The organism is Streptomyces sp. NPDC058691 (assembly GCF_042714775.1).
Classification (GTDB): Bacteria; Actinomycetota; Actinomycetes; order Streptomycetales; family Streptomycetaceae; genus Actinacidiphila.
On record NZ_JBHXSO010000037.1, the window covers coordinates 24,102 to 47,582 of the forward strand.

Below are 23,481 nucleotides of genomic sequence, written 5' to 3' on the forward strand. Positions count from 1 at the left end.
CGCTCTCCGGTCGCCGTTCCCCGGCGTGCGGCTTACGTTCGCGATGGCGCGCCCTCGTCCTCATCCCACGGCCGAAAGGCACAGAACAGACATGACGCCCACGTGCGCACGTCCGCCCCGGAACCGCAGCAACGTGAGTCGGGCGATCGCGGTGGCGCTGGCCGCCGCGGCCCTTCCCACGGCCCTGGCCTGCGGCGGCCCCACCCGCACCGACCGGCCGAACGCCACCGCCCCCGCCGCGGCGTCCTCGTCCCCGGCCACCGGGTCCACGGACGGCACGGCCCCACCGGGCAGCGCGGCCTTTCCCAAGCTGAGCGGCGACATCACCAAGCGGCTCGACTCGGCGATCCAGGACGTGCTGAAGGAGACGGGCGTGCCCGGCGTGATCGCCGGTGTGTGGGCGAACGGCAAGGGCGCCTACGTGCGCGCCTTCGGCGTCTCCGACAAGCAGTCGAACGCCAAGATGACCTCCGACCTGTACATGCGCATCGGCAGCGTCACCAAGACCTTCACCGTCACCGGGCTGCTCCGGCTGGTCGACCAGGGCAAGGTGAAGCTGGACGACCCGGTCGGGAAGTACGTGGACGGCGTGCCCGGCGGCGACAAGATCACGCTGCGCCAGCTGGCCGACATGCGCAGCGGCCTGTTCAACTACTCCGAGGACGCGGGCTTCGACAAGGCGCTGAAGGAGAACCCCAAGCGCGAGTTCCTCCCCGCCGAACTGCTGGCCTACGCGTTCCAGCACCCCTCGAACTTCCCGCCCGGGAAGAAGTTCCAGTACTCCAACACCAACACGGTACTGATCGGGATGGTGATCGAGAAGGTCGCCAAGCAGCCGCTCGCCGCCTATCTGCAACGCAACGTCATCTCGCCGGCCCGGCTGGGGCGTACGTCCTTCCCCAAGGGCAGTACCTTCCCCGACCCGCACGCCCACGGCTACACGACGGACACGGTGAACGGGGCGGAGACCGACGCCACCGACTGGAACCCCTCATGGGCCTGGGCCGCCGGCGCCATGGTCTCCGAGCTGCGGGACATGCGCACCTGGGCGCACACCCTGGCCACCGGGACGATCCTCTCCCCCGCGAGCCAGAAGGAGCGCCTGGACTTCCAGCCCACCGGGCTCCCGGGCACCGGCTACGGCCTCGGCGTCTTCGACAACCACGGCTGGATCGGCCACAACGGCTCCCTGCCGGGCTACCAGGCCGTGGTGGTCTACCTCCCGCAGGCGGAGGCGACCCTCGTCCTGCTGCTCAACAGCGACACCGCGCACCAGGGCAGCGAGCCCAGCACCCTGTTCGCCCAGGCCGTCACGAAGATCGTGTCACCCGGCCACGTCTACACGTTCCCGGCGATGGCCAGCACCCCGCCCACCCCCGTCCCCAGCTCCTCGCCCAGGACGGCCTCGCCCTCCGCTCCCCCGAGCGCCCCCGTCCAGCCCACCCCCGTCCAGCCCACCTCCGGCCCCACCGTCCCCGTCGTCCCGCCCACCCCCGGCACGACCTAGCCGACGGCGTACGGCGGCCTGCGGTCCCGCCACGGAACGGCCTGCTCCAGCTGGGCGGCGACGCCCAGCAGCAGGTCCTCCCGGCCCTGTGCGGCGACCAGTTGCACCCCGACCGGCAGCCCCTCGCGGCTCAGTCCCAGCGGCAGGCTGACCGCCGGGTTCCCGGCGACGTTGAACGCCGCCGTGAACGGGCCGTACGCGAACAGCCGCCGCAGCCAGGACCGCACGGTGTGGCGCGGGTCGTCCTGGACGAGCGTGCCGTGCGGCGCGGGCAGGGCGCCCAAGGTCGGGGTGAGCAGCAGGTCGTACGCGGTGAAGAAGCGGCCGACCGCGCGCGTCACCCGGTGCTGGGCGTCGACGGCCGCCATGAGCTCCAGCGCGGTGCACGCCTCGGTCTCGGCGAGCACCGCGCGCGACACCGCCTCCAGCCGCGACCGGTCCAGCCGGGGCGCCGCCCGCAGCACCGCCCCGCCGCTCGCCAGCGCGACCAGCACCGAGGCTTCCACCAGGTCCTCGCCGTCCACGGCGGGGGAGGCCTCGGCCACGGTGTGCCCGATCCACTCCAGAACCTTGCCCGCGTCCACGGTGACGGCGGCGACCTGCGGGTCGACCGCGTCGCCGGTCCACGCCGCGGTGGTCAGCGCGATGCGCAGCCGTCCCGGGTCCGAGCGCACCGCGTCGGCGAAGGGGCGCGGGACCGGCGGCAGGGTCACCTTGTCGCCGGGCACGGGCGCGCCGACGGCGTCGAGGAGTGCGGCGGCGTCCCGCACCGTACGGGTCAGGGCGAACTCCGTCTGCTGCCCGAAGGCGGCCTCGCCCGCGAGTGGCCCGGACGGTGTGCGGCCCCGGGACGGCTTCAGCCCGACCAGGCCGCAGCAGGACGCGGGGATGCGGATCGAACCGCCCGCGTCGTTGGCGTGCGCCAGCGGGACCGCGCCCGCGGCCACCAGGGCGGCCGCGCCGCCGCTGGAGCCGCCGACGCCGCGCGCCGGGTCCCAGGGGTTGCGGGTCGGCCCGTACCGCAGCGGTTCGGTGGCGAAGCTCAGCCCGAACTCCGGTGCCGTGCTCTGGCCGAGCGCCACCAGCCCGGCGTCCCGGAACCGGCCCATCAGGTCGTGGTCGGCGTCCGCGACGGCGCCCCGGACGGCGCGGCTGCCCAGCGTGAAGGGCACGCCCTTGACGAACGGGCCGCCGTCCTTGACCACGAACGGCACGCCCGCCAGTGGCCCGTCCGCGACGTGGGCGGGAGCGGGGTCGAACAACGGCAGTGTGAGGGCGTTCAGTTCGGCGCCGGCCTCGGCCAGCGCGCGCCGCGCCACGGTCTCGACCTCGGCCGCGGTCACCTCGCCCGCGCGGATCAACTCCCGCAGGCCGACGGCGTCCTGCTCTGCGTACTCGTGCGGCTCCAACGCCCCTACTCCTCCGGCCCCCGGGCTCCTGTCCGGCGGTCAGGGTGACACGCGCCGAGCCCCGCCGACCACGGGGTTTCCGAGGGGCGCGGGGCGGGGGTCGCGCCGGTCAGACGACCTTCCAGCGCACCAGCGCGCCGAGCGTGAGCGCGCCCGGGATGAGCGGCAGCCAGACGGTGACGATGCGGAAGCCGAGGACGACGGAGGTGGCCGCCGCGACGGAGGCACCGGAGGCGACGAGGGCGAAGACGAGCGCGGCGTCGACGGAGCCGAGTCCGCCCGGGGTGGGGAGGGCCGCGGCTGCGATGCTCGCCGCGACGTAGGCGACGGCGACATGACCGATCGGCACGGGCATCTCGAGGGCCATCGACACGGCGACCAGGCCCGCCGCCTGGAGGGCCGGGAAGGCGAGCGCCCCGGCCCACAGCGCGACCGCCCGCGACGGCCGGGCGTGCAGCGTGCGGGCGTCGGTGAGCGCGGTGGCCAGGAAGGTCCGGACGGCGGTGCGCACCTTCCGCACGGCCAGCAGGCCGATCACCGCCGCCGCGCAGACGGCGGCGATCACGGCGGCCGTGGTGCCCACCGAGAAGGAGATGCCGTTCGGCAGCAGGCCGTGCAGCCGCAGCGCGTGCGGGAAGACGGCGATCAGCAGCACCAGCAGTGCCCCGCGGCCCACGCACTCGGCCAGGAAGTACAGGGCGATGGCGGCCGCCGACCGGGCCGGCGGCAGGCCGCACGCGCGCATGAAGCGCAGGTTGACCGCGCTGGCGCCGATGCCCGCGGGCAGCAGGTGGTTGGCGGCGCCCGCGGCGAACTGCGTGGCCAGCAGGCGTCCGGCGGGGAGCCGTTCCAGGACGACGCCCTGCCGCATCAGGGACACCGCGACCCAGCCGAGCCCGGTGGCCGCCATCGCGGCCAGCAGCCAGGCCCGGTTGGCGTCGAGGAGTTGCTGCCCGCCGGAGGCTATGAGCGGCCAGTGCAGGACGACCCAGTAGCCGACCAGCACGATGGGGGCCATGCAGGCGATCTGACGGACGGGGAGCCGTCGCAGGACGGCTCGGATGTGCTGGATGGATATGGCCATGATCTCTTTAGCCCCCGCGCCTCACGCGCCTGTCCGCAGGTACTGTCGTCCCTTCTTGCCCTGCGGACACGACTTTCCGGTGTCCTCCCGCTGACGTGCGGCCGCTGTGCGGATGGCGGAAAGACGATGGCGGGAACGGGGCCCGTGCGACGCCCGGGACGGCGGCGCCGCGCGTACGCCGCCCCGACCCGGCGCGGACGCCGCCGGCACCGCCGCCGTTCACCCCGCGCGGGCACGCCGGGAGTATGCGCTGCTGCCTGACCGCCGCCCCGGCCCTGCTGACGGCCGCCGCATCCGCGTCGCTGCGACGGCGGACGGCGTCGTGGCGCCCGCCGCACCCGGACGCCGTGGCGGCCGTCCACCTGGAACTGGTCACGCTCACCGAGGACTCGGCCGTCATCACCTGGTACACGGGCGTGCCCGGCACCGACGACGGCACCGGCGCGATGGTGCCCGCGCCGACCGAGGGGGAGGTCGCCTGGGGCACGCATCCGGCGCGCCTGGACCGCACCGCGTACGGGGACGACGGGCCGACCGCCCACCACCACGTGGAGCTGACGGGCCTGGAGCCGGGGCGGACGTACTACTACCGGGCCCGCTCCCGGGGGGCGGTGGCGGTGCCGACACCGCTGCACCTGGTGGGCGGGAACGCCGTGGGGACGTCCCCGTTCGGCCTGGGCAGCGGCGGTCCCTACGCCTTCACGACGCCGCAACCGCCGCCCGGGAGCTTCCTGTTGGCCGTCGCGCTCTGCAACGACCTGCATCTCGGCGAGACCAGGGCGGGACTGGTCGCCGGGGTCCCGCTGATGCGCGGGGTCGGGCAGGACGCGGGCCTGGCGCCGTACCCGCGGATCATGGGCCGCGCGCTGGTCGAGGACGCCCGCCTGCGCGGGGCCGACTGCCTGCTGGCGGCCGGGGACCTCTCCGCCGGGGGCGCGACCGCCGACCTGGGCGAGGCCAAACGCATCCTGGACGGTTTCGGCGGGCAGGGCGCGGACTGGTTCGCCGTGCCCGGCAACCACGACCGCGCGCCGGCCGCGGGCGCGGGCGCCGGGCCCTTCGCGCCGGACGGTCCCGGGTGGTTCGACCACGACCTGCACGGGCTGCGGATCATGGGCCTGGACACCTACGACAAACCGGGCAACGGCGGGGACGCGGGCGGACTGTCGCCCGAGCAGCTGTCCTGGTTCCGCGCCCGGCTGCGGGACCACGCCGACCAGCCGACCGTCGTCTTCGGCCACCACCCGCTCGCGGTCCCGGACTCCCCGTTCCCCGTCACCGGCGGGCAGCGGCTGAACTGCCGCCAGGCGCGCGCCCTGCTCGACGGCTACGCGGCGGCCCCCGGCGTCTTCCTCCACCACGCCGGGCACACCCACCGCAACAAGCGCACGGTCCTGCCCGGGGCGCCGGGCGTCACCTTCCAGGAGGTCGGCGCCGTGAAGGAGTACCCCGGCGGCTTCTGCCTGCTGCGCGTGCACACCGGCGGCTTCGCCCTGAACTTCTACAAGACCCGCGGCGCGGCCGCCCGCCGCTGGAGCGAACGCAGCCGCCGCGTCGCGGCCGGACTGTGGCCGCTGTTCGCGTTCGGCCGTGGGGTGGCGGACCGCAACAGCGTGACCGTGCGCGACCTGTCCGGCGTGCGGGCGCCCGGCCGGCGGCGGGCGGCCGTGACCGCCTGATGCCGGTCGGGGCGCGGGCCCTGGCTGCCGGCGACGGGAGCGTGACCGCCGTGCGCCGCACGGGTGTTCCACCACCTGCTCCTGGGCGTCGGCAGGCTCCTGGCGATACGCGAAGTGCCGGTGCCGGTGCTGGTGCCGGTGCCGTGACCGGACGGACGTGGCGCCCGGCCGCGGGTGCGGCCAGGCTTTCGCCATGGACTCGACGCTCGGCCGGGCCGCCGCCCGCCTCTTCCCCGGCACCCCCGGCCACCACGGGGTGCTGCCGCCGCTGCTCCTCGTCCTGACCTTCGTCACGGGCGTGGTGGACGCCGTCAGCTACCTCGGCCTCGGCCGGGTCTTCGTGGCCAACATGACCGGCAACGTGGTCTTCCTGGGATTCGCGCTCGCCGGGGACCGCTCGCTCTCCGCCCTGGCGTCCCTGACCGCGGGGGCGGCCTTCTTCGCCGGGGCGGCGGCCGGCGGGCGGCTGGTGCTGCGGGTGGCGCACCCCGTACGGCTGTTCACGCTGCTGGTGGCCGCGCACGCGGTCCTGGTGGCGGCCGCCATGGGCACCTGCGTCGCGGACACCTCGCGGTATGTGCCGATCGTGCTGCTGGCACTCGGGATGGGCCTGCAGAACGCCGTGGTCCGCAAGCTCGCCGTGCCCGACCTGACGACGACCGTGCTCACCCTCACCCTGACTGGGCTCGCCGCCGACCGGCGGGGACCGGCCACCGCGCGCCGGGTGCTGTCGGTCGCCGCCATGTTCGCGGGCGCCCTCGTCGGCGGCCTGCTGCAGATCCGGCACGGCAACGCCGTCGCGCTCGCCCCGGCGCTGGTGCTGCTCGCCGCCGTCGCCCTCGCGGCCGTCCCCGGCTCACGGGAGTGACCCGGAAGGCGAGCCCGACGCGGGCACCGGGCGCCGGGCCGGGGGAAACCCGGCGCCCTGGGCTCTTTCTCACACACCCGCGGCTGTGCGGCCGCGAGTGTCGGCTGCCCTGTCTCCCGCGCTCCAAACAGCCTTCTTCGGCGGGCCTTCGCGCGCCCGTTCCGCAGCGGGCACTCGAGCGGCCTCCGGCCCGACCGGCTCCCCGGGGCCGCTCCCGGCGTCCCCTGCCGCCATTGCGCCGCACGGGCGGTGCCCGCCGCCACGCCGGGCGCAGCGCCCCAGGGGCGCCGGGGCCGGCTGGTAGCTTCGCCAGCCTCCGCAGACGGCTCCTCGGGGACGGAGAACTGGGTGACTCAGCGCCGCGACGACACCGACAACGGACCGGGCGACGGCCCGGCGGACGCGCCCGACGACGCCGCGGCGCTCGGCCGGCGGGGGTTCGTCGCCTCGGCCGCGCTGGCCGCCGTGGGGCCCGTCGTCCTCGGCGGCCCGGCGCACGCCGCCGCGCCTGCCGCCGCTCCCGGCGCCGCGCGGGCGATGCAGCGCGGCACGGTCGCCCGGCTGCTGGAGATCCCCGCGCCCGGCCGCGACGTGCGCTGGATCCGGCAGGCACTGCAGATCGCCGTGCAACTGGAGCTGTCGACCATCCCGCCCTATCTGTGCGCCTGGTGGTCGGTGAAGGACCGCCGCGGCGAGGTGGCCCGCAGGCTCCGGAGCATCGTCATCGACGAGATGTTCCACATGGGCCTGGCGTGCAACATGCTCACCGCCGTCGGCGGCCGCCCCTGGATCGCGGGCGCGGTGCCGGCGTACCCGGGGCCGCTGCCCGGCGGGGTGCGCAGCGAGCTCACGGTGTACCTGTCCGGGCTCACCAAGGGGTACGTCCACGACGTGATGATGGGCATCGAGATGCCCGAGAACCCGCTGCTGCGCGCGCTCGGCGGGCCGCCCACCATCGGCGACTTCTACGACGGGCTGCTGGACGCATTCCGCGACGTCCGGCCCGATCTCACCGCGCGCGGCCAGATGACCGAGCGGATCGGCGCGGACGCGCTGCGGCCCATCACCTCGCCCGGGGACGTCGAGTGGGCGATCGAGATCATCAAGGAGCAGGGGGAGGGCACTTCCTCCTCCCCGCAGGCGCACCTGGCCCATGACGCCCTCGGCCACTACTACGCCTTCGCCGAGATCTACCACGGGCGCGCGCTGCGCCGGGTCGGCGGGCTGTGGGAGTTCACCGGCGACCTCGTCCCGTTCCCCGAGGTCCGCCCCATGGGCGTCGTGCCGGCCGGCGGCTGGCCCCGTCCGGCGCGTGAACCCGGCCGTCTGCTCCAGCACTTCGACGTCAGGTTCAGCGAGATGCTGCGCGGCCTCCAGACCGCCTGGGGCACGGGTGACGCCCACGCCCTGGACATGGCGGTCAAGGTGATGACGCAACTGGAGGAGTCCGCCGTCGCCCTCATGGAGATGCCCCTCCCCGACGGCAGCGGCCACACCTACGGTCCCCAGTTCCATGTCGTGCACCCCGCCGGGGGCCGTCTCGCCACCGCGGACAGCGGCCCACCGGCCCACTGACCGCCCGTGGAGTGCCGGCCCGCCGGACCACCGACCCGCCCGGACCATCGGACGAACCCGGCATTCCGGGTGCCCCCGGGGGGCGTTCATCGCGCGTTCACCAGGCCCGATGTGACGATGTGACATCCGACACACAGGTTACGGAGTGTCAGCGTTCACCGGTCCCGGAAGCCGGGAGCCGGAGCGGAGCCGCCGCGGCGGGACCGGTAGGGTCCCGGCCTGATAGGGGGCGGATGACGGCACCAGGACTCGCCGACCAGAACGGTCAATTTCGGCCGTTGTCCGATCGGTTCCGGTTCACCGAGAGCGCTTCCCTGCATGAAGGGGCCTTCGTGACCAAAGTGAAGTTTGTGTTTCCCGCGTGAAGGGGTTGTGCCTGATGCCTTAGATTCCTCCGTACCTGCGTCGCTTGCGTCGCTTTTTTGGTCAATCGCGATTGACCCGGTTCGTGTGGGGGCCTTTTTCATGTCGAGTTTCTTGGACTCGTCCTGGTCATGGCTGGTGGAGGCGGTCGGCGAGACGTCCTGGAGGGACGCGATGCCGCTGGGCCTCGCCGGTCTCTTCGTGTGGGGACTCTGGCTGTACCGGGCGGTGCTGTCCCGGTTCGCGAGACCCGTGGTGAACAACTTCCGCACCACCACCTCCGTCGTGGTGCCCGCCTACCGGGAGGACCCCGACATCCTCCTGGACTGCCTGGACACCTGGCTGGCGCAGAACCCGATGGAGGTGATCATCGTTCCCGACGTGGAGGACCACGAGGTGCTCCGCCGGCTGTCGCAGGTGACCGACCCCCGGGTGCGCGTGATCGCCTTCGAGCACCGCGGCAAGCGTTCCGCGCTCGGCGTGGGCATACGCGCGGCGAGCGGTGAGGTGGTCGTCCTGGTGGACTCCGACACCCGCTGGGAGCCGGGCCTGCTGGACGCCGTGCAGATGCCCTTCGTCGACCCCGCGGTCGGCGGCGTCGGCACCCAGCAGAACGTCTACCTCCGCGGCTCCAGCGTCTGGCGCCGCATAGCCGACTGGCTGGTCAACCTCCGGTACTACGACTACGTCCCCGCCATGGGCCGGGCCGGAGCAGTCGCGTGCCTGTCCGGGCGCACCGCGGCCTACCGCCGCGCGGCGATCACGCCCGTGCTGACCAACCTGGAGGACGAGTTCTTCCTCGGCCGCCGCTGCATAGCCGGCGATGACGGCCGGCTCACCTGGCTGGTGCTGGCCTCCGGCTACAAGACGGTCCACCAGTCCTCCGCCCGCGCGATCTCGATGTTCCCCTCGTCCTTCCGGGCGTTCGTCAAGCAGCGCGTGCGCTGGAGCCGCAACTCCTACCGCTGCTACCTCACCGCCGTGTACAAGGGCTGGCTGTGGCGCCAGCCGCTGGTCACCAAGATCACGGTGCTGCAGATCCTGCTCACCCCCGTCACCATGGGCATGGCCGTCGGCTACCTGCTCTTCAGCCGCCTGGAACTGACCGGCCAGGGCATCGCGCTGGCGCTGATCTGGCTGCTCGTCGGCCGCGGCGTGCGCGGTTACTCGCACCTGCGCCGGCACCCTCAGGAAGTGCTGCTGCTGCCGCTGCTCGCCCTGGTGGTCATCATGATCTCGCTTCCGATCAAGCTCTACGCTTTCGTCACGATGAACAAGCAGGGCTGGCTCACCCGCAGCAGCGACAGCATCGGCGGCGAGGGCCAGGACTCCGCATCGCTCGGCTCGACGCAGACGACCGCCACCTCCGGCTTGGGGGCCTTCCAGTCATGAACCGCCCGATACCCGCGCGGCGCACCCGCCTCGCGCTGCGCGTCGCGGCGGCGCTGCCCCTCACAGCGCTGCTGCTCGCACCGGCCGTACCGGCCCTGGCCGACGACGCCGGGGACACGAGCTCGCAGTACACCGCCGAGGAGTCCGAGACCCAGACCGCGCTGGTCGCCGGCGAGGACCACCGGCTCGACCAGATCCGCGCGATCGCCGCGGTCGCGTCGCTGAAGGACCTGAAGTACAGCAAGCCGTACCGTCTGGAGACGACCGGCGGCTACACCCTCGTGCTGACCCGGCGCAGCCAGGTGTACACCGTCGCCGACCTGCTGAAGCTCGCGCCGCAGACCTTCGTGCGCAAGCCCGACGGCTCGTATCTGCTGACCGAGAACATCTACCTGAACTCCGGCGCCAAGCTGCGGCTGTCCAACCCCGGCGGGCTGAACCTGCATCTGGCCAGCAGCCGCCTGGGCTTCGTGTCCATCGTCTCCTTCGGCGGCCGGATCATGTTCGACGGCGCCCCGCAGGCGCACTTCAAGGTCACCAGCTGGGACCCGCAGAAGAACAAGCCCGACACCGACCCCCGGGACGGGCGGGCCTACATCCGCGCCATCGGCGGCCAGTTCTCCATGACCTACGCGGACATCTCCAACCTGGGTTTCTGGAGCGGCCGTACCGGTGGGCTCAGCCTCACCGGAACCGACCGCCCCAACACCGGCAGCCTCGACGGCCCGGACTCCATCGACGACGAGGACACCGGGCAGCTCAGCAGCAGCGGCGTGCAGGCCGGCCCCGCGGGCAAACTGACCACCCCGGACAGCCGTTTCACCGTGCCCAAGCTGTCCTACGTGTCGGCGGACATCAGCCACTCCACGGTGGCCGGCAACGCCTACGGGCTGTTCGCCTCCGGCGCCACCGGGGTGACCATCGACTCCACCACCATCCGCGACAGCCTGCAGGACGGGCTCGTGCTGCACCGCTACGTCACCAACGCGGTGGTCGAGAAGACCGAGTCCCGGGACAACGGCGGCGACGGCTTCGTCATGGCCCGCGCCACCCAGCAGGTCCGGGTCTCCGGCTCCAAGGCGATCGGCAACGGCGGCAACGGCTTCACGATCAGCGGTCAGGCGCTGGCCCACGGCCCGTCCGCCTCCGGTCAGTCCGTCAGCAACTACGGCTCCAACTCGGTGTCCAGCAGCACCGCCAAGGACAACGGGCACTACGGCATCGAGGTCCTCGGCGGCACCGACGTCGGCGTGCAGGACAACACCATCAACGGCGGCGACATGGGCATCGTGGTCCGCAAGGACGCGGAGAAGGTCGCCGTCACCGGCAACCACCTGATCGGCCAGTCCCGGCAGGGCATCTCGGTGCGCGACGGGGTGACGGGCGCCAAGGTCACCGGCAACATCGTGGAGGACGCCGACACGGCCGTGTACGTGCGCGACTCCGTCGCCGAGGTACGCGGCAACACCGTCGAGAACGCCGGCAACCACGGTGTCTCGCTGGTCGGCGGCATCGGGGGATCCACGATCTCGTACAACGTGATCGCCGGCGTCGGACCGAGCGCCATCGACAGCACCCGAGCCAGCGGCGACGTCACGGTGAAGCAGAACCAGACCTTCGCCTGGTACGACACCAGCTCGTTCTGGGTGAAGTTCAAGCACTACGCGAGCCCGATGACCCTGCTGTGGGCGGGCATCCTGCTGCTCATCCTGTTCTCGGCGGCGCTCGGCCAGCGCGGCCGCCGCTCCCGGCAGCTCGGCCGCCACCCCTACCAGGACAAGCGCCCGCTGCCCAAGGACAACGTCCGCGAGATCCGTCTCGCCGGTCAGGACCGGGTCCCGGTGATGGCCGAGTGAAGACCGGAACCCGAACCATGTGGGTCTCCGGGGCGGCCCTGGTGATCTCCCTTGTGGCCCTGATCGTCTCGATCGCCTCGGGCGGCGGCGGGGACACCCCCCGCGCGGCGGGTGCCACACCGCGCGCCACCCACAGCGCCTCGCCGTCCGCTCCGCAGGAGCCGACCGACGCGCCGACCGACCCCGTCACGGGGGCGCTCGAGTCGCCGTCGTCCCCGCCCCCGTCCTCGACGCAGGCCACCGGCTCCGCGAAGGCCTCCGCCGACGCGGTCACCTGTCCGACGCCCACGATCATGGTGGGCGACGCCAACTCGCTGGACGAAGCCCTCGGCAACGCCATGCCCGGTGATGTCATCGGGCTCGCCGACGGCACCTACAAGGACAAGTTCACCGCCGAGACCGCGGGCACCGCCGACCGGCCCATCTGGGTCTGCGGCGGCCCCGGCGCGGTGATCGACGCCGGTGACGTCGAGGGCGGCTACGCCTTCCACCTCGACGGCGCCAGCTACTGGCGGCTGGTCGGCTTCACGGTGCGCAACGGCCAGAAGGGCGTGATGGCCGACCGTGTCGAGCACTCCGTCATCCAGGGCCTGACCGTGGAGCACATCGGCGACGAGGCCATCCACCTGCGGAACTTCAGCACCGACAACGTCGTGCGCGACAACACCGTCCGCGACACCGGCCTGCGCAAGCCCAAGTTCGGCGAGGGCGTCTACGTCGGCACCGCCGAGTCCAACTGGTGCACGGTCAGCAAGTGCAAGCCGGACCACAGCGACCGCAACACGGTCGTCGGCAACCACATCAGCGCCACCACCGCCGAGTCGATCGACATCAAGGAAGGCACCACCGGGGGCGTCGTCACCCGCAACACCTTCGACGGCTCCGACCTGTCCGGGGATCACAACGACTCGTGGGTCGACGTCAAGGGCAACGGCTGGACGATCTCCTTCAACACCGGCAGCCACGCGCGTGAGGACGGCTTCCAGACCCACGAGATCCTCAAGGGCTGGGGACGCGACAACACCTTCAAGGGCAATGTCGCGCACGTGGACGGCCCGGGCTACGGCTTCAACCTCACACCCGTCAACGGCAACAAGGTGGCCTGTGACAACAAGGCCACCGGCGCGGGGAAGGGCCTGACCAACACCGACTGCGCCGCCTGACGCACCGCGTCCGGCCGGCCCCCTCCGCAGCCCGGTTCCGCCGTCGCGCGGGGCCCGTCCCTCGGACGGGCCGCCGCGGCCGCAGGTCACGCCCCCACGCACCCCGGGACGCGGCGATCCGCCACGTCCCGCACCACCCCCGACACGCAGAGCCACCGAGAAACCCTGGAGCGATCATGGCAGCCATCACCTTCGCGGAGGACGTCGCCGGCGCCAGACCCGGCGAAGGCGACGGGGCGGTCCCCCGCCTCACCGTCATCGGCACCGGATACCTCGGCGCCACGCACGCCATCTGCATGGCCGTCCTCGGCTTCGACGTCCTGGGTGTGGACGTCGACCCGGGCAAGATCGAGCGTCTCGCCGGCGGCGAGGTGCCGTTCTTCGAGCCCGGTCTGCCCGAACTGCTCGCCAAGGCACTGGACTCCGGGCGGCTGCGCTTCACGACCAGCTTCGAGGAGGCCGCCGAGTTCGGCGACGTCCACTTCATCTGCGTGGGCACGCCCCAGCAGCGGGGCTCCGACGCGGCCGACATGACCTATGTCGACAGCGCGGTGACCGAACTCGCCCGGCACCTGCGCCGGCGCGCGCTCGTCGTCGGCAAGTCCACCGTCCCGGTGGGCACCGCGGCGCGGCTCACCGAGCTGGTGAGGAACACCGCGCCGGCCGGCTCCGAGGTCGAGCTCGCCTGGAACCCCGAGTTCCTGCGCGAGGGCTACGCCGTGGACGACACCCTGCGCCCGGACCGGCTGGTCTTCGGCACCGCGTCGGCCTGGGCGGAGGAGCAGTTGCGTGCCGCCTTCGCGCCGGTGATCGCCCGTGACACCCCGGTGGTCGTCACCGACCTCACCACCGCAGAACTGGTCAAGGTGGCCGCCAACTCCTTCCTCGCCACCAAGATCTCGTACATCAACGCCATGGCCGAGGTCTGCGAGGCCACCGGCGGCGACGTCACCGGCCTCGCCGAGGCGCTGGCGTACGACGACCGGATCGGCGGGCGCTTCCTCAAGCCGGGCCTCGGCTTCGGCGGCGGCTGCCTCCCCAAGGACATCCGGGCCTTCGCGCACCGGGCCGAGGAGCTCGGCGTCGGCCAGGCCGTCGCCTTCCTCCGCGAGGTGGACGGCATCAACAAGCGCCGCCGCGCCCGCACCGTCGACCTCGTGCGCGAGATGGCGGGCGGCGACCTCACCGGGGTGCGGGTGACCGCCCTCGGCGCCGCCTTCAAGCCCAACTCCGACGACATCCGCGACGCCCCCGCGCTGGACGTCGCGAGCACCCTGCACCAGCTCGGCGCCCACGTCACCGTCGTCGACCCGGCCGCCACCGAGAACGCGCGGCGCAGCCACCCGGAGCTGTCCTACGGCACCGACGCGCTCTCCGCCGCGACCGGCGCCGACGTCGTCGTCCTGCTCACCGAGTGGACCGAGTTCCGGCAGATCGACCCCGAGGCGATGGGCGCCGTCGTCGCCTCCCGCCGCATCGTGGACGGGCGGCACGCCCTGGACCCGGTCCAGTGGCGCACCGCGGGCTGGGAGTACCGCGCCCTCGGCCGCCCCTGACGGTGGGCCGCGCCGGGCCCCGCGCGGGGCCCGGCGCCGGAGGTCCCGCTGCCGCGGCGGCGGCCCGGGCACGGGTGTGCCGGTGAACTCCCGTCTTCTTGATGGCCGGTCGGGGCGCCCGTACGCTGCGTCTGTTCACCTCTGATCCGCCGGTGATGGGGAGTTGACGCCTTGTCAGGAACGCCGACCGTGCCGCCGACCGACGAGGACATCCTCCGGGCAGTGGAGCAGCACCTCTCCGAGCGGGGCGGCGGCGACCCCGTCCGGCTCGGCCACCTCACCGCCGTGCGGATCTCCTGGCACTCGCTGCTGGACTGCCGGATCGTGCGGACCACGCAGACCCGCACGGAGAGCGCGCGGTCCCACAAGGGCCGTATCGACCTGTCGAAGCGCGCGGTCTACACCGACCTGACGACCCACAAGGCCGACCCGCCTCCCGAGCCCGGCCGGCCGCGGCGGATCGAACTCGTCCAGCGCGACTCCATACGCGAGCGCGCCTGCGACTGCGGCAACGGGACGTGGCACTGCAAGCGGTGCGAGGGCCGCGGCGACATCCCCTGCGACACCACCGTCGTCTGCGCCGCCTGCCGCGGCCTTGACCCCTGCACCGCGTGCGAGGGCACCGGCCGCGCCCGCGCGTCCGCGCGGCGCGGTGCGGCGGACGGCGCCGGCGGAGCATCGGCCCAGGCCTCGCCGGAGCGCGTCCGCTGCGCGAAGTGCCGCAGTCCGCGCGCCGCGTGCCCCAAGTGCGCGGGCCGTGCCCGGACGGAGTGCCCCAAGTGCGCGGGGCGCGGCTCCGTCCCGTGCCCACCGTGCAAGGGCTCCGGAACCGTCCCGCACGAGGCCTGCGGCGGCACCGGCGTGATCACCACGTGGACCGGCGCCGTCATCGAGGAGCGCGACCGCACCGAGGCGGTGACGCTGCCCGAGAGGCGGCCGCCGTTGCGGGCCCGGCGCCGTGCCGAGTCCGCCGGGGACTGGCGCGAGACGGTGCTGACCTCGTTCCGGGCCGATCTGCCCGCCGACCTGGAGCACGAGCACCACGGCGCGATCGCCCCCCGGCTGGGCCGCATCCCCGGCGAGGTCGCCCGTCGCGTCACCATCCGCCATCTGCCGCTCGCGCGGCTCACCACCCACCACGAACCGGACCGGGTCTTCTATGTGTTCCCCGGTCGTTCCGGGCCGGAGGTCGTCCCGCTCCCGTCCCGGCGGCGGGTGCTGCGCGCGACCGCGGTGGCGGTGGCGTCGCTGGTGGTGGCCCTGCTCGTGCTGGCGCTGGTCCTGTAGCCGCAGGCTGTCCTGGGGCGGGTCAGCCCTGGTGCCACTTCTGGTTGGCGGAGCCGAGGCAGGTCCACAGCTGCAGCCGGGTGCCGGCGCCGGTGCCGTTGTCCACCACGTCCACGCACTTGTCGGCCTGCCGGTTCACCAGGTCGCCCGCGCCGCTGAGGTAGAACTGCTGGGCCCCGTTGCCCCGGCAGGTGGCGAGCTGGATGACCGCGCCGTTGGCGGTGGAGCCCCAGGCCACGTCCATGCACAGGCCCATCGCGCGCAGGCTGCCGTCGGAGGCGAAGACCCACTTCTGGTTGGCCATGCCGTCGCAGTTCCAGATCTGCAGCGGGGTGCCGTCCTTGGCCGTGCCGCCGGTGGCGTCGGTGACGTCGATGCACCGGCCGGAGGCCGATCCGATCAGGCCTGTTCCCGGCACGGTCGCGGGGTTCCCGGAGCCGCCGGAGCCGCCGGTGCTCCCCGAGCCGCCCGAGCCGCCCGAACTCCCCGATCCGCCCGCGGGTTTGCCGGTGGCGGTCGCGGTGGCGCCGGCGGTGTGCTCGGTGCCCGCCGGGTGGTTCTGCCCCCCGCCCCCGGACTGCTGACCCGACGTTCCGGTGCCGGGCGCGAGCAGCCCCGCGCCGCCCGTGCCCTGGCCCCCCGAGCCTGCCGAACCCGCCGCGCCGGTCGGCCGGGAGTGGCCGGGGGAGGCCGGCCGGTTTGGCTGCGCCGAGGGGGCACCGGGGCTGCCGGAGGCGGTCGCCCCGGGCTCGGGAGCGTCCTCGGCGACCGTCCGGACGGAGGTCGCGGGCGACTCCGAGAAGAGGTCGATCCGCCCGAGGAGGGGCACGATCAGCACACCGGCCACGGCCAGCGCCACCGCGCCGACGGCGGTGGCCCACACCCGCCTGCCCGGCAGCAGTCCGCGTCGCGGCAGGGCGGGACGGCGGGCGAAGGTCTCGGTGAACGGTGCCGCCGGGTCACCGGTCCGGTCCTCGGACGGACCGCCGGAGGACCCGGAAGAGAGAACGGACGGCACGACGTCTCCTCAAAGGCGCGAAGAATTCATCGGAAATCAGCAAAAGGGGCATAGGAAAAGCCCAGAGCCCCCGTCGCGGCAGCGTCGGCGTCACGGGAGCACCCACACCGTAGCGAACTCCCGCCACTGTACGATCGCGGCTGGGAACGGAAGGCCGAATGCCGACCGATGTTGCCCGTCTGCGGTTGTGCGCCCTGTCGTGAGCGCTGATTTAATCACCGCCGCAATCATCTTCGATCCCTGGGGAGAGGTCGTGAGCCTCGTCGACCATGGCCGCACAGGCGGGGAAGAGGACGCTGTCGCGCTCCTCCTCGCCGAACGGGACAGCCTCCGCCGCTTCGTCACGGGACTGATCGGACGCGACCCCCACACCGTGGAGGACGTGGTCCAGGAGACCATGCTGCGGGCCTGGCAGCTCGCCCCGCTCCTGGAGTGGCGCGAGCGGCCGATCCGCATGTGGCTGTTCCGGGTGGCCCGCAACCTCGTGGCCGACCGGGTCCGGAGGAACCGCGCCGTGCCCATCGGGGTCACGCCGGACGACTTCGCCGCGGCGACCACGGCGTCCGTCCCGGACCACGCCGAGGAGGTCGGGGACCGGCGCGTGCTGGTCGAGGCCCTGTACGCACTCGCCCCCGCGCACCGCGAGGCGGTGGCCAGGGTCCACCTGCTCGGGCAGACCGGGGAGGACGTGGCCCGCACCCTGGGCGTGCCGCGGGGGACGGTCAAGTCCCGTACCCACCACGGCATCCGGGCGCTGCGCGACGAACTCGGCGCCCGCGGGCTCGCCGGACCGGCGGGCGACGCCGGCCGCGGAAGGACCGCCGCGTGATCGCCGGGGGCGGGCTGACCGCCTGGCTCGGGCTGGCCGGCGCCGTCATCCTCGTCGTGACGGTGACGCACTGGCTGGTGCGGCGCGGCGGCGGCTGGAAGGCCCTGTTCCGCCGCACGCGGCGCGAAGTGCGGCTGACGGTACTGGCGTTCACCGTGCCGGTGCGCACCGAGGTGCGCTACCGGCGCCGGCTGCGGCTGCTGCTGCGGCTCCTGAAGGACCCGGCCCTGTGGGCCGACGCGGAGCGGGCCATGACCCGGGCCGCGGCCGTCGACCCGGCGGCCCGCCCGTACGGCGTGCTGGCCGGGCCCGACCTGGTGGGCGTGCTGGTCGCCGCGGGTGCGGCGCAGGGCTCCGCGGTCCCCGTACCGCCCGAGCCGTGGGCGGCGGACGCCGCCGACCCGCGCCTGTGGTGGATCGCCCGCGCCGACGTGGCCGAACCCAAGAGCCCGGAGAGCGCGGAGAACGCGCAGGACACCGTCGCCGCCGTGCCGCTGCTGGTCTGCGCGGGCACCGACGGACGCAACGCGGTGCTGCTGGACCTGTACACCGGGCCGCCCGCGGTCTCCGTCCACGGCGCCCCGCGCGCCTCCCGCGCGGTGCTCCAGGCCCTCGCCGCCCAGCTGGAGGTCCGGCTGCCGGCGGGCTCGGTCGCGGTCGCGGCCGGGGTGCACCCGCGGCACGCGGGACGGCCGGCGGCGGAGATCGTGGAACAGCCCGGGATCGCCTTCGCGGTGTGCGCGGAGCCGGTCGACCGGCCGCTGCCGGACGGTGTGCGGCTGCTGACCCTGGGCGCCGCCCGGGGCCGGGTGCGGCTGCTGGCCGCGGCCCGGGACGGGATGCTCACCGTCCACGGCGCCCCCGCGGTCGGGCGGATCGACGCCCTGCCGCTGTCGCGCGCGGTGGTCAAGGCCCTGCACGACCTGCCGCCCCACCCGGCGTCCGCCGGGCCGGACGACGAGCCGCCGGTCGTCCTCGCGCCCGTCGTGCACCCCGACGTGCTGCCCGCCGGTGTCGCGGCGGCGCCCCACGACGATCTGGCCGAGCCCGACTTCGCGCTCGGGGTCACCTCCGAGGCCGCCCCGGCCCCGGCCGCCGCGGGGGCCGTCCGGGAGCGCCCCGCCGCCGCGCTCGGCCTCGCCGCCGACGACGATCTCGCCGAGCCCACGACCTCCGGCATCGCCGGCGTCTCCGCAGCGCCTCAGACGCCCTGACGCACCGACGGGAAACCGTGAACCTCACCATCACCACCGTGGACAGCGCGGACGGACTCCGCCGCGACCACCAGTTGCGGCTCCCCGCCGACGCCACCATCGGGGAACTCGCGGCGGCACTGGAGCAGCAGCACGCGCCGGCCGCCGGGGCCGGCTCCGGGCCGGAGTGGGCGGCCGCCGCCGCACCCGCCGCCCGGCCCCTGTACGCGGGCGGCCACCGCCTGGACCCTGCCGCCCGCGTCGCCGGCGCCGGTGTCCGGGACGGGGGCCTGCTGGGCTTCGGCGGCCCCGCCGTGGCCGCCGACCTGGTGCGGCTGGCCGGCGACGACGAGCTGGAACTCGCCGAGGTTCACGTGGTGTCCGGCCCCGGCGCCGGGCGCACCTGGCGGCTCGGCCCCGGCAGTCACGAGATCGGATCCGACCCGCTGTGCGCCATCCGGCTCGACGCCCTGGCCGGGGGCGTGCCCGCCCGCGGTCTGTGGGTGACGGTCGCCCCCGACGGGACCGCGTCCTGGCACCGCACGTCCGAGGAGCCCGGCGGATCGGTGCGGGCGCGCGTGGCGGCCCCGCCGCCGGACGACGCCGTCACCGCCCTGCGCCGTCCCCGCCCGCTGCAGGTGGCCACCGAGCGCACCGGCGCCCCGGGGCAGCCCGTGCCCTGGCCGGCCGGGGAGGACCTGACCGTGGGATCGGTGCTGCTGCGGCTCAGCGCGCCGGTCGAGGCGGACGCCGCCGTCACCCCGTCCGCCGACGGGTACGGGATCGATTACAACCGCCCGCCGCGGATCGCGCCGCACCTGGACGCCGAGCGGGTCCGGCTGCCGTCGCCGCCGTCGCCGCCGAACAAGCGCCCCTTTCCGGCCGTGATGATGCTGTCGCCGGTGATCCTCGGCCTGTTCATGATCAGCATCTTCAAGTCGTACTACTTCGTCGTCTTCATCCTGCTCGGCCCCACCATGCTGGTCTCCAACTGGGTCACCGGCCGGCGCACCGCCCGCAAGGACTACGAGGAGGCGGAGCGGCAGTACGCCCGGCGCCGCGCCACGCTGGAGGAGGGCGTCCGCGAGGCGGTCGCCCGGGAGCGCACCGTCCGCGACATCACCGGGCCCGACCCGGCCGCGGTCGCCCTCATCGCCACCGGCCCCGGCGGCCGGCTGTGGGAGCGGCGCCGCCACGACCCCGACCACCTCGTGCTGCGCCTGGGCACCGCCGACCAGCCCTCGCTGCGCGAGCTGGAGGACCCCTCCCGCGACGAGAACCACCGCGCGATCCGCTGGAACATCCCCGACACCCCCATCGGCGTCGACATCCCGGCGCACGGCGTGGTCGGCATGGCCGGTCCCGCGGCGGACGTACAGCCGCTCGCCCGCTGGCTGGTGATGCAGGCGGCCGTTCTGCACAGCCCCCGCGACCTGCGCGTCATCGTCCTCACCGAGCCCGAGCGGGCCGCCGAGTGGGCCTGGGTGCGGTGGCTGCCGCACCTGCGCCCCGCCGGCTCCGCCGGGCCCGTCGTCCTGATCGGCAACGACGCGGAGTCCACCAACGCCCGGGTCGGCGAGCTGGTCTCGCAGATCGAGTCCCGCAAGCGAGCGATCGGCGCGGACCGCAACGCCGGCTTCCGTGAGGCCGACGTGCTGGTGATCGCCGACGGCGCCCGCCGGCTGCGCGACGTGCCCGGCATGGTGCAGGTGCTCACCGAGGGCCCGGGCGTGCGCGTCTTCAGCGTCTGCCTGGACGAGCAGGAGCGGCTGCTGCCCGAGGAGAGCACCGGCGTGGTGCTCGCCGCCGGCGGCCGGCTGACCGTCAAGCGCCCCGGCACCCCCGACGTCCCTGCGGTCCGCGCCGACCAGGTCGCGGCCCAGTGGTGCGAGCAACTGGCCCGCGCGCTGGCGCCCCTCCGGGACGTCAGCCCCGAGCACGACGCCGGACTCCCGCAGCGGGTACGGCTGCTTGACCTGCTGGGCCAGGAGCCGCCCAGCGCGGAAGCCCTCCTGGAGGGCTGGCGGAACCGGCCCGCGTCCACCTCCTTCGTGCTCGGCAGCGGCTTCGACGGGCCGCTCTCCCTGGACCTGGTGCAGGACGGCCCGCACGGCCTGGTCGCGGGGACCACCGGCTCCGGCAAGTCCGAGCTGCTGCAGACCTTCGTGGCCTCGCTCGCCGCCGCCAACCGGCCCGACGAGCTGACCTTCGTCCTCGTCGACTACAAGGGCGGCAGCGCCTTCAAGGAGTGCGCGCACCTCCCGCACACCCTGGGCATGGTCACCGACCTCGACGCCCACCTCGTGGAACGGGCCCTGGAGTCGCTCGGCGCCGAACTGCGCCGCCGCGAGCAGGTGCTCGCCGCCGCCGACGCCAAGGACCACCCCGAGTACCGCGCCAAGCGCGCCGCCGACCCCTCCCTGGCGCCGCTCCCCCGGCTGCTGCTGGTCATCGACGAGTTCGCGACCCTGGTGCGCGAGGTGCCCGAATTCGTGCCCGGCCTCATCAGCATCGCCCAGCGCGGCCGTTCGCTGGGCATCCACCTGATCCTGGCCACCCAGCGCCCGGCCGGTGTGGTGACCGGCGACATCCGGGCCAACACCAACCTTCGTATCGCGCTGCGGGTCACCGACCAGACCGAGAGCCAGGACATCATCGACACCCGGGACGCGGGCGACATCTCGCCCGCCACCCCGGGACGCGCCCTGATCCGCCGCGGGCCGAAGTCGGCAGAGCCGTTCCAGACCGCCTGGGTCGGCGCCGAGCGTCCCCGCCCGAGGGCGGAGGGAACCCCCGAGCCGGAGGCCGGGGCCCGCAAGGTGGTCCGCGCCGGCGAACTGTCGTGGGACGGGCTGGGCCGGCCCGCCGTCCTGCCCGCCGAGCCCGCCGCGGCGGCCGTCGCACCGCAGAGCCCGGCACCGACGGACCTTCAGGAACTCGTCGCCGAGATCCGCGCCGCCGCGGACGCGCTGGAGGACTTCACCCCCCAGCCCAGCCCCTGGCTCCCGCCGCTCCAGGACGCACTGGTCCTGGACGACCTCGACGCGTTCGGCTCGGACCGCGAGGGGCGGTTGCTCATCCCGTACGCGCTGGAGGACGTGCCGCAGCTCCAGCAGCGCCGGGTGGCCGTGGCGGACCTCTCCTCCTTCGGGCACCTGTACGTCATCGGCTCCCCGCGCTCCGGTCGCACCCAGGTGCTGCGCACGCTGGCCGGATCCGCCGCGCGCAAGGCGAGCAGCGCGGACGTGCACCTGTACGGGATCGACGCGGGCGGCGGCGGCCTGGCCGCCCTCTCCGCGCTGCCGCACTGCGGTGCCGTGGTCTCCCGGCACGACATGGAGCGGCTCGGGCGCCTGCTGCGCCGCCTCAACCAGGAGTTGACGAACCGTCAGGACCTGGCGCAGCAGCACAACGCCACGGGCATCACCGAGCTGCGCCGACTGCTGCCGGCGGCCGAGCGTCCCGCGCACATCCTGCTGCTCGTCGACGGCTGGGACTCGCTGTCCGTCATCCTCGACGAGCACGACCACGGACAGCTGGTCCAGGAGGTGATCCGGCTGGTGCGCGAGGGCGCGGGAGCCGGCATCCATGTCGTCGCCACCTCCGAACGCTCCTTGCTGGGCGGGCGGATGGCCGCCCACAACGACCACAAGCTGCTGCTGCGGCAGGGCGACCGCAGCGACTACCAGGCGGTCGGCCTGATGCCCGGCAAGATCCCGTCGAACATCCCGCCCGGCCGCGGCTGGCACGTCCTGACCGGCACCGAGACCCAGGTGGCGCAGCTCGCCCCGGGCGGCGGCACCGAGCAGGCCGAGGCGCTCCGCTCGATCGGCGAGACCGCCCGCAAGCGGGACGTCCGGGTGCCGCAGGCGCGCCGGCCGTTCCAGATCGCCTCGCTGCCGCGGTCGGTGGAGTTCGCCGAGACGTACGACAAGGTGCCCGCCGCTTCCAGGCGCCCGCTGTGGGGCCTGCTCGGCGTCGGCGGCGACTCCGGCGAGCCCGTCGGCGCGGACCTCGCCGGCTCGTCCTCGGTGTTCGGCGTGCTCGGCCCCGCCGGGTCCGGGCGCAGCAACGCCCTCGCCTCGCTGGCCGTCTCGCTGCTGGCCGGCGGCACCTCGCTGGTCGTCCTCACCCCCCGCGAGTCGCCGCTGCGGGCGCTCGCCCGGCATGCGACGGCCCGGGTGCTCACCGAGCCGGACCCGTCGGCGGACGACGTGCGGGCGGCGCTCGACGCGCTGCCCGGCCCCCGGGTGGTGATGGTCGACGACGCCGACCTGCTGATGAACCCGGCCGCGGACAAACTCCTCAAGGAGATCGCGGTCTCCGGCCGCGACCAGGGCCTCGGCCTGGTCTACGCCGCCTCCGCCGACGGACTCCAGGGCGGCCTCAGCGGCTGGACGGTCAGCGCCAAGCGCGCCCGCCGTGGTCTGCTGCTCGGCCCGAAGACCCTGTCCGAGGGCGATCTGATCGGTGTACGGCTGCCGCAGAGCGTCGTACGGTCGGTCGCCCACCCGGGTCGCGGCTGGACCGCGGGCCCGGGCGGCACGGTGATGGCCGTCCAGGTGCCGTTGACGACGCTGCGCGCCGAGTAGCGCGCCGGAACGGCGGAGGGGGGGGGGGGGGGCGGGGGTGGGATCTTTGCGGGGGGTCGTGTGCCTGAGCACCCCGTCACAGGGGTGCTCAGGCACACGAGGTGACGCCG

The 23,481-nt window shown here is 74.3% G+C and carries 15 protein-coding genes; 12 read left to right on the forward strand and 3 right to left on the reverse strand.

Translation table 11 applies throughout. The annotated features are described in order from the left end of the window. Window positions 1–133: 133 nt before the first annotated feature. The gene (locus tag ACFWVC_RS24875) at window positions 134–1,507 is read left to right on the forward strand and encodes a serine hydrolase domain-containing protein (RefSeq protein ID WP_384290200.1); all 1,374 of its coding nucleotides are present in this window, start codon (window positions 134–136) and stop codon (window positions 1,505–1,507) included. Here ACFWVC_RS24875 and ACFWVC_RS24880 read toward each other — a convergent pair. After that, on the reverse strand, window positions 1,504–2,916 hold the full coding sequence (locus ACFWVC_RS24880) for an amidase (RefSeq protein WP_384290203.1): 1,413 nt from the start codon (window positions 2,914–2,916) through the stop codon (window positions 1,504–1,506). The genes ACFWVC_RS24875 and ACFWVC_RS24880 overlap by 4 nt on opposite strands. 109 nt (window positions 2,917–3,025) lie before the next feature. Then, a complete protein-coding gene (locus tag ACFWVC_RS24885) occupies window positions 3,026–4,000 on the reverse strand; it encodes a YbhN family protein (RefSeq protein ID WP_384290206.1) in 975 nt (324 codons plus the stop codon). 245 nt (window positions 4,001–4,245) lie between these two features. Between ACFWVC_RS24885 and ACFWVC_RS24890 the strand changes: the two genes are divergently transcribed. From ACFWVC_RS24890 to ACFWVC_RS24925, 8 genes are all read left to right on the forward strand, one after another. After that, the gene (locus ACFWVC_RS24890) at window positions 4,246–5,679 is read left to right on the forward strand and encodes a fibronectin type III domain-containing protein (RefSeq protein ID WP_384290209.1); all 1,434 of its coding nucleotides are present in this window, start codon (window positions 4,246–4,248) and stop codon (window positions 5,677–5,679) included. 193 nt (window positions 5,680–5,872) lie between these two features. Further along, window positions 5,873–6,547, forward strand: a complete 675-nt coding sequence (locus ACFWVC_RS24895) for a YoaK family protein (protein WP_384290212.1) — start codon at window positions 5,873–5,875, stop codon at window positions 6,545–6,547. Between the two features lie 348 nt (window positions 6,548–6,895). Next, on the forward strand, window positions 6,896–8,122 hold the full coding sequence (locus ACFWVC_RS24900) for a ferritin-like protein (protein WP_384290217.1): 1,227 nt from the start codon (window positions 6,896–6,898) through the stop codon (window positions 8,120–8,122). Window positions 8,123–8,587: 465 nt separating this feature from the next. Further along, the gene (locus ACFWVC_RS24905; protein WP_384290221.1) at window positions 8,588–9,877 is read left to right on the forward strand and encodes a glycosyltransferase family 2 protein; all 1,290 of its coding nucleotides are present in this window, start codon (window positions 8,588–8,590) and stop codon (window positions 9,875–9,877) included. Further along, window positions 9,874–11,733 carry a right-handed parallel beta-helix repeat-containing protein gene (locus tag ACFWVC_RS24910; protein WP_384290225.1) on the forward strand — a complete coding sequence of 620 codons (1,860 nt, stop codon included), beginning with the start codon at window positions 9,874–9,876 and terminating at the stop codon, window positions 11,731–11,733. The genes ACFWVC_RS24905 and ACFWVC_RS24910 overlap by 4 nt, the downstream gene beginning before the upstream one ends. Then, a complete protein-coding gene (locus ACFWVC_RS24915; protein WP_384290230.1) occupies window positions 11,730–12,896 on the forward strand; it encodes a right-handed parallel beta-helix repeat-containing protein in 1,167 nt (388 codons plus the stop codon). Before ACFWVC_RS24910 ends, ACFWVC_RS24915 begins: the two co-directional genes overlap by 4 nt. 176 nt (window positions 12,897–13,072) lie before the next feature. After that, the gene (locus ACFWVC_RS24920; protein WP_384290234.1) at window positions 13,073–14,452 is read left to right on the forward strand and encodes a UDP-glucose dehydrogenase family protein; all 1,380 of its coding nucleotides are present in this window, start codon (window positions 13,073–13,075) and stop codon (window positions 14,450–14,452) included. A gap of 171 nt (window positions 14,453–14,623) precedes the next feature. Beyond that, window positions 14,624–15,739 carry a hypothetical protein gene (locus ACFWVC_RS24925; RefSeq protein ID WP_384290236.1) on the forward strand — a complete coding sequence of 372 codons (1,116 nt, stop codon included), beginning with the start codon at window positions 14,624–14,626 and terminating at the stop codon, window positions 15,737–15,739. A gap of 22 nt (window positions 15,740–15,761) precedes the next feature. Here the strand turns inward: ACFWVC_RS24925 and ACFWVC_RS24930 are convergent, their stop codons facing one another. After that, a complete protein-coding gene (locus ACFWVC_RS24930; RefSeq protein WP_384290239.1) occupies window positions 15,762–16,757 on the reverse strand; it encodes a ricin-type beta-trefoil lectin domain protein in 996 nt (331 codons plus the stop codon). Window positions 16,758–17,010: 253 nt separating this feature from the next. On the opposite strand from ACFWVC_RS24930, the gene ACFWVC_RS24935 reads away from it, so the two are divergent. The 3 genes from ACFWVC_RS24935 to ACFWVC_RS24945 are packed head-to-tail and all read left to right on the forward strand — an operon-like array spanning window position 17,011 to window position 23,371. Then, window positions 17,011–17,586, forward strand: coding sequence for a sigma-70 family RNA polymerase sigma factor (locus tag ACFWVC_RS24935; RefSeq protein ID WP_384290243.1), 576 nt, complete (start codon window positions 17,011–17,013; stop codon window positions 17,584–17,586). Next, window positions 17,583–18,800 (forward strand): hypothetical protein, encoded by a 1,218-nt coding sequence (locus ACFWVC_RS24940; protein ID WP_384290246.1) that lies wholly within the window; start codon window positions 17,583–17,585, stop codon window positions 18,798–18,800. The genes ACFWVC_RS24935 and ACFWVC_RS24940 overlap by 4 nt, the downstream gene beginning before the upstream one ends. A 17-nt stretch (window positions 18,801–18,817) precedes the next feature. After that, the gene (locus ACFWVC_RS24945; RefSeq protein ID WP_384290248.1) at window positions 18,818–23,371 is read left to right on the forward strand and encodes an FtsK/SpoIIIE domain-containing protein; all 4,554 of its coding nucleotides are present in this window, start codon (window positions 18,818–18,820) and stop codon (window positions 23,369–23,371) included. Window positions 23,372–23,481: the final 110 nt, after the last annotated feature.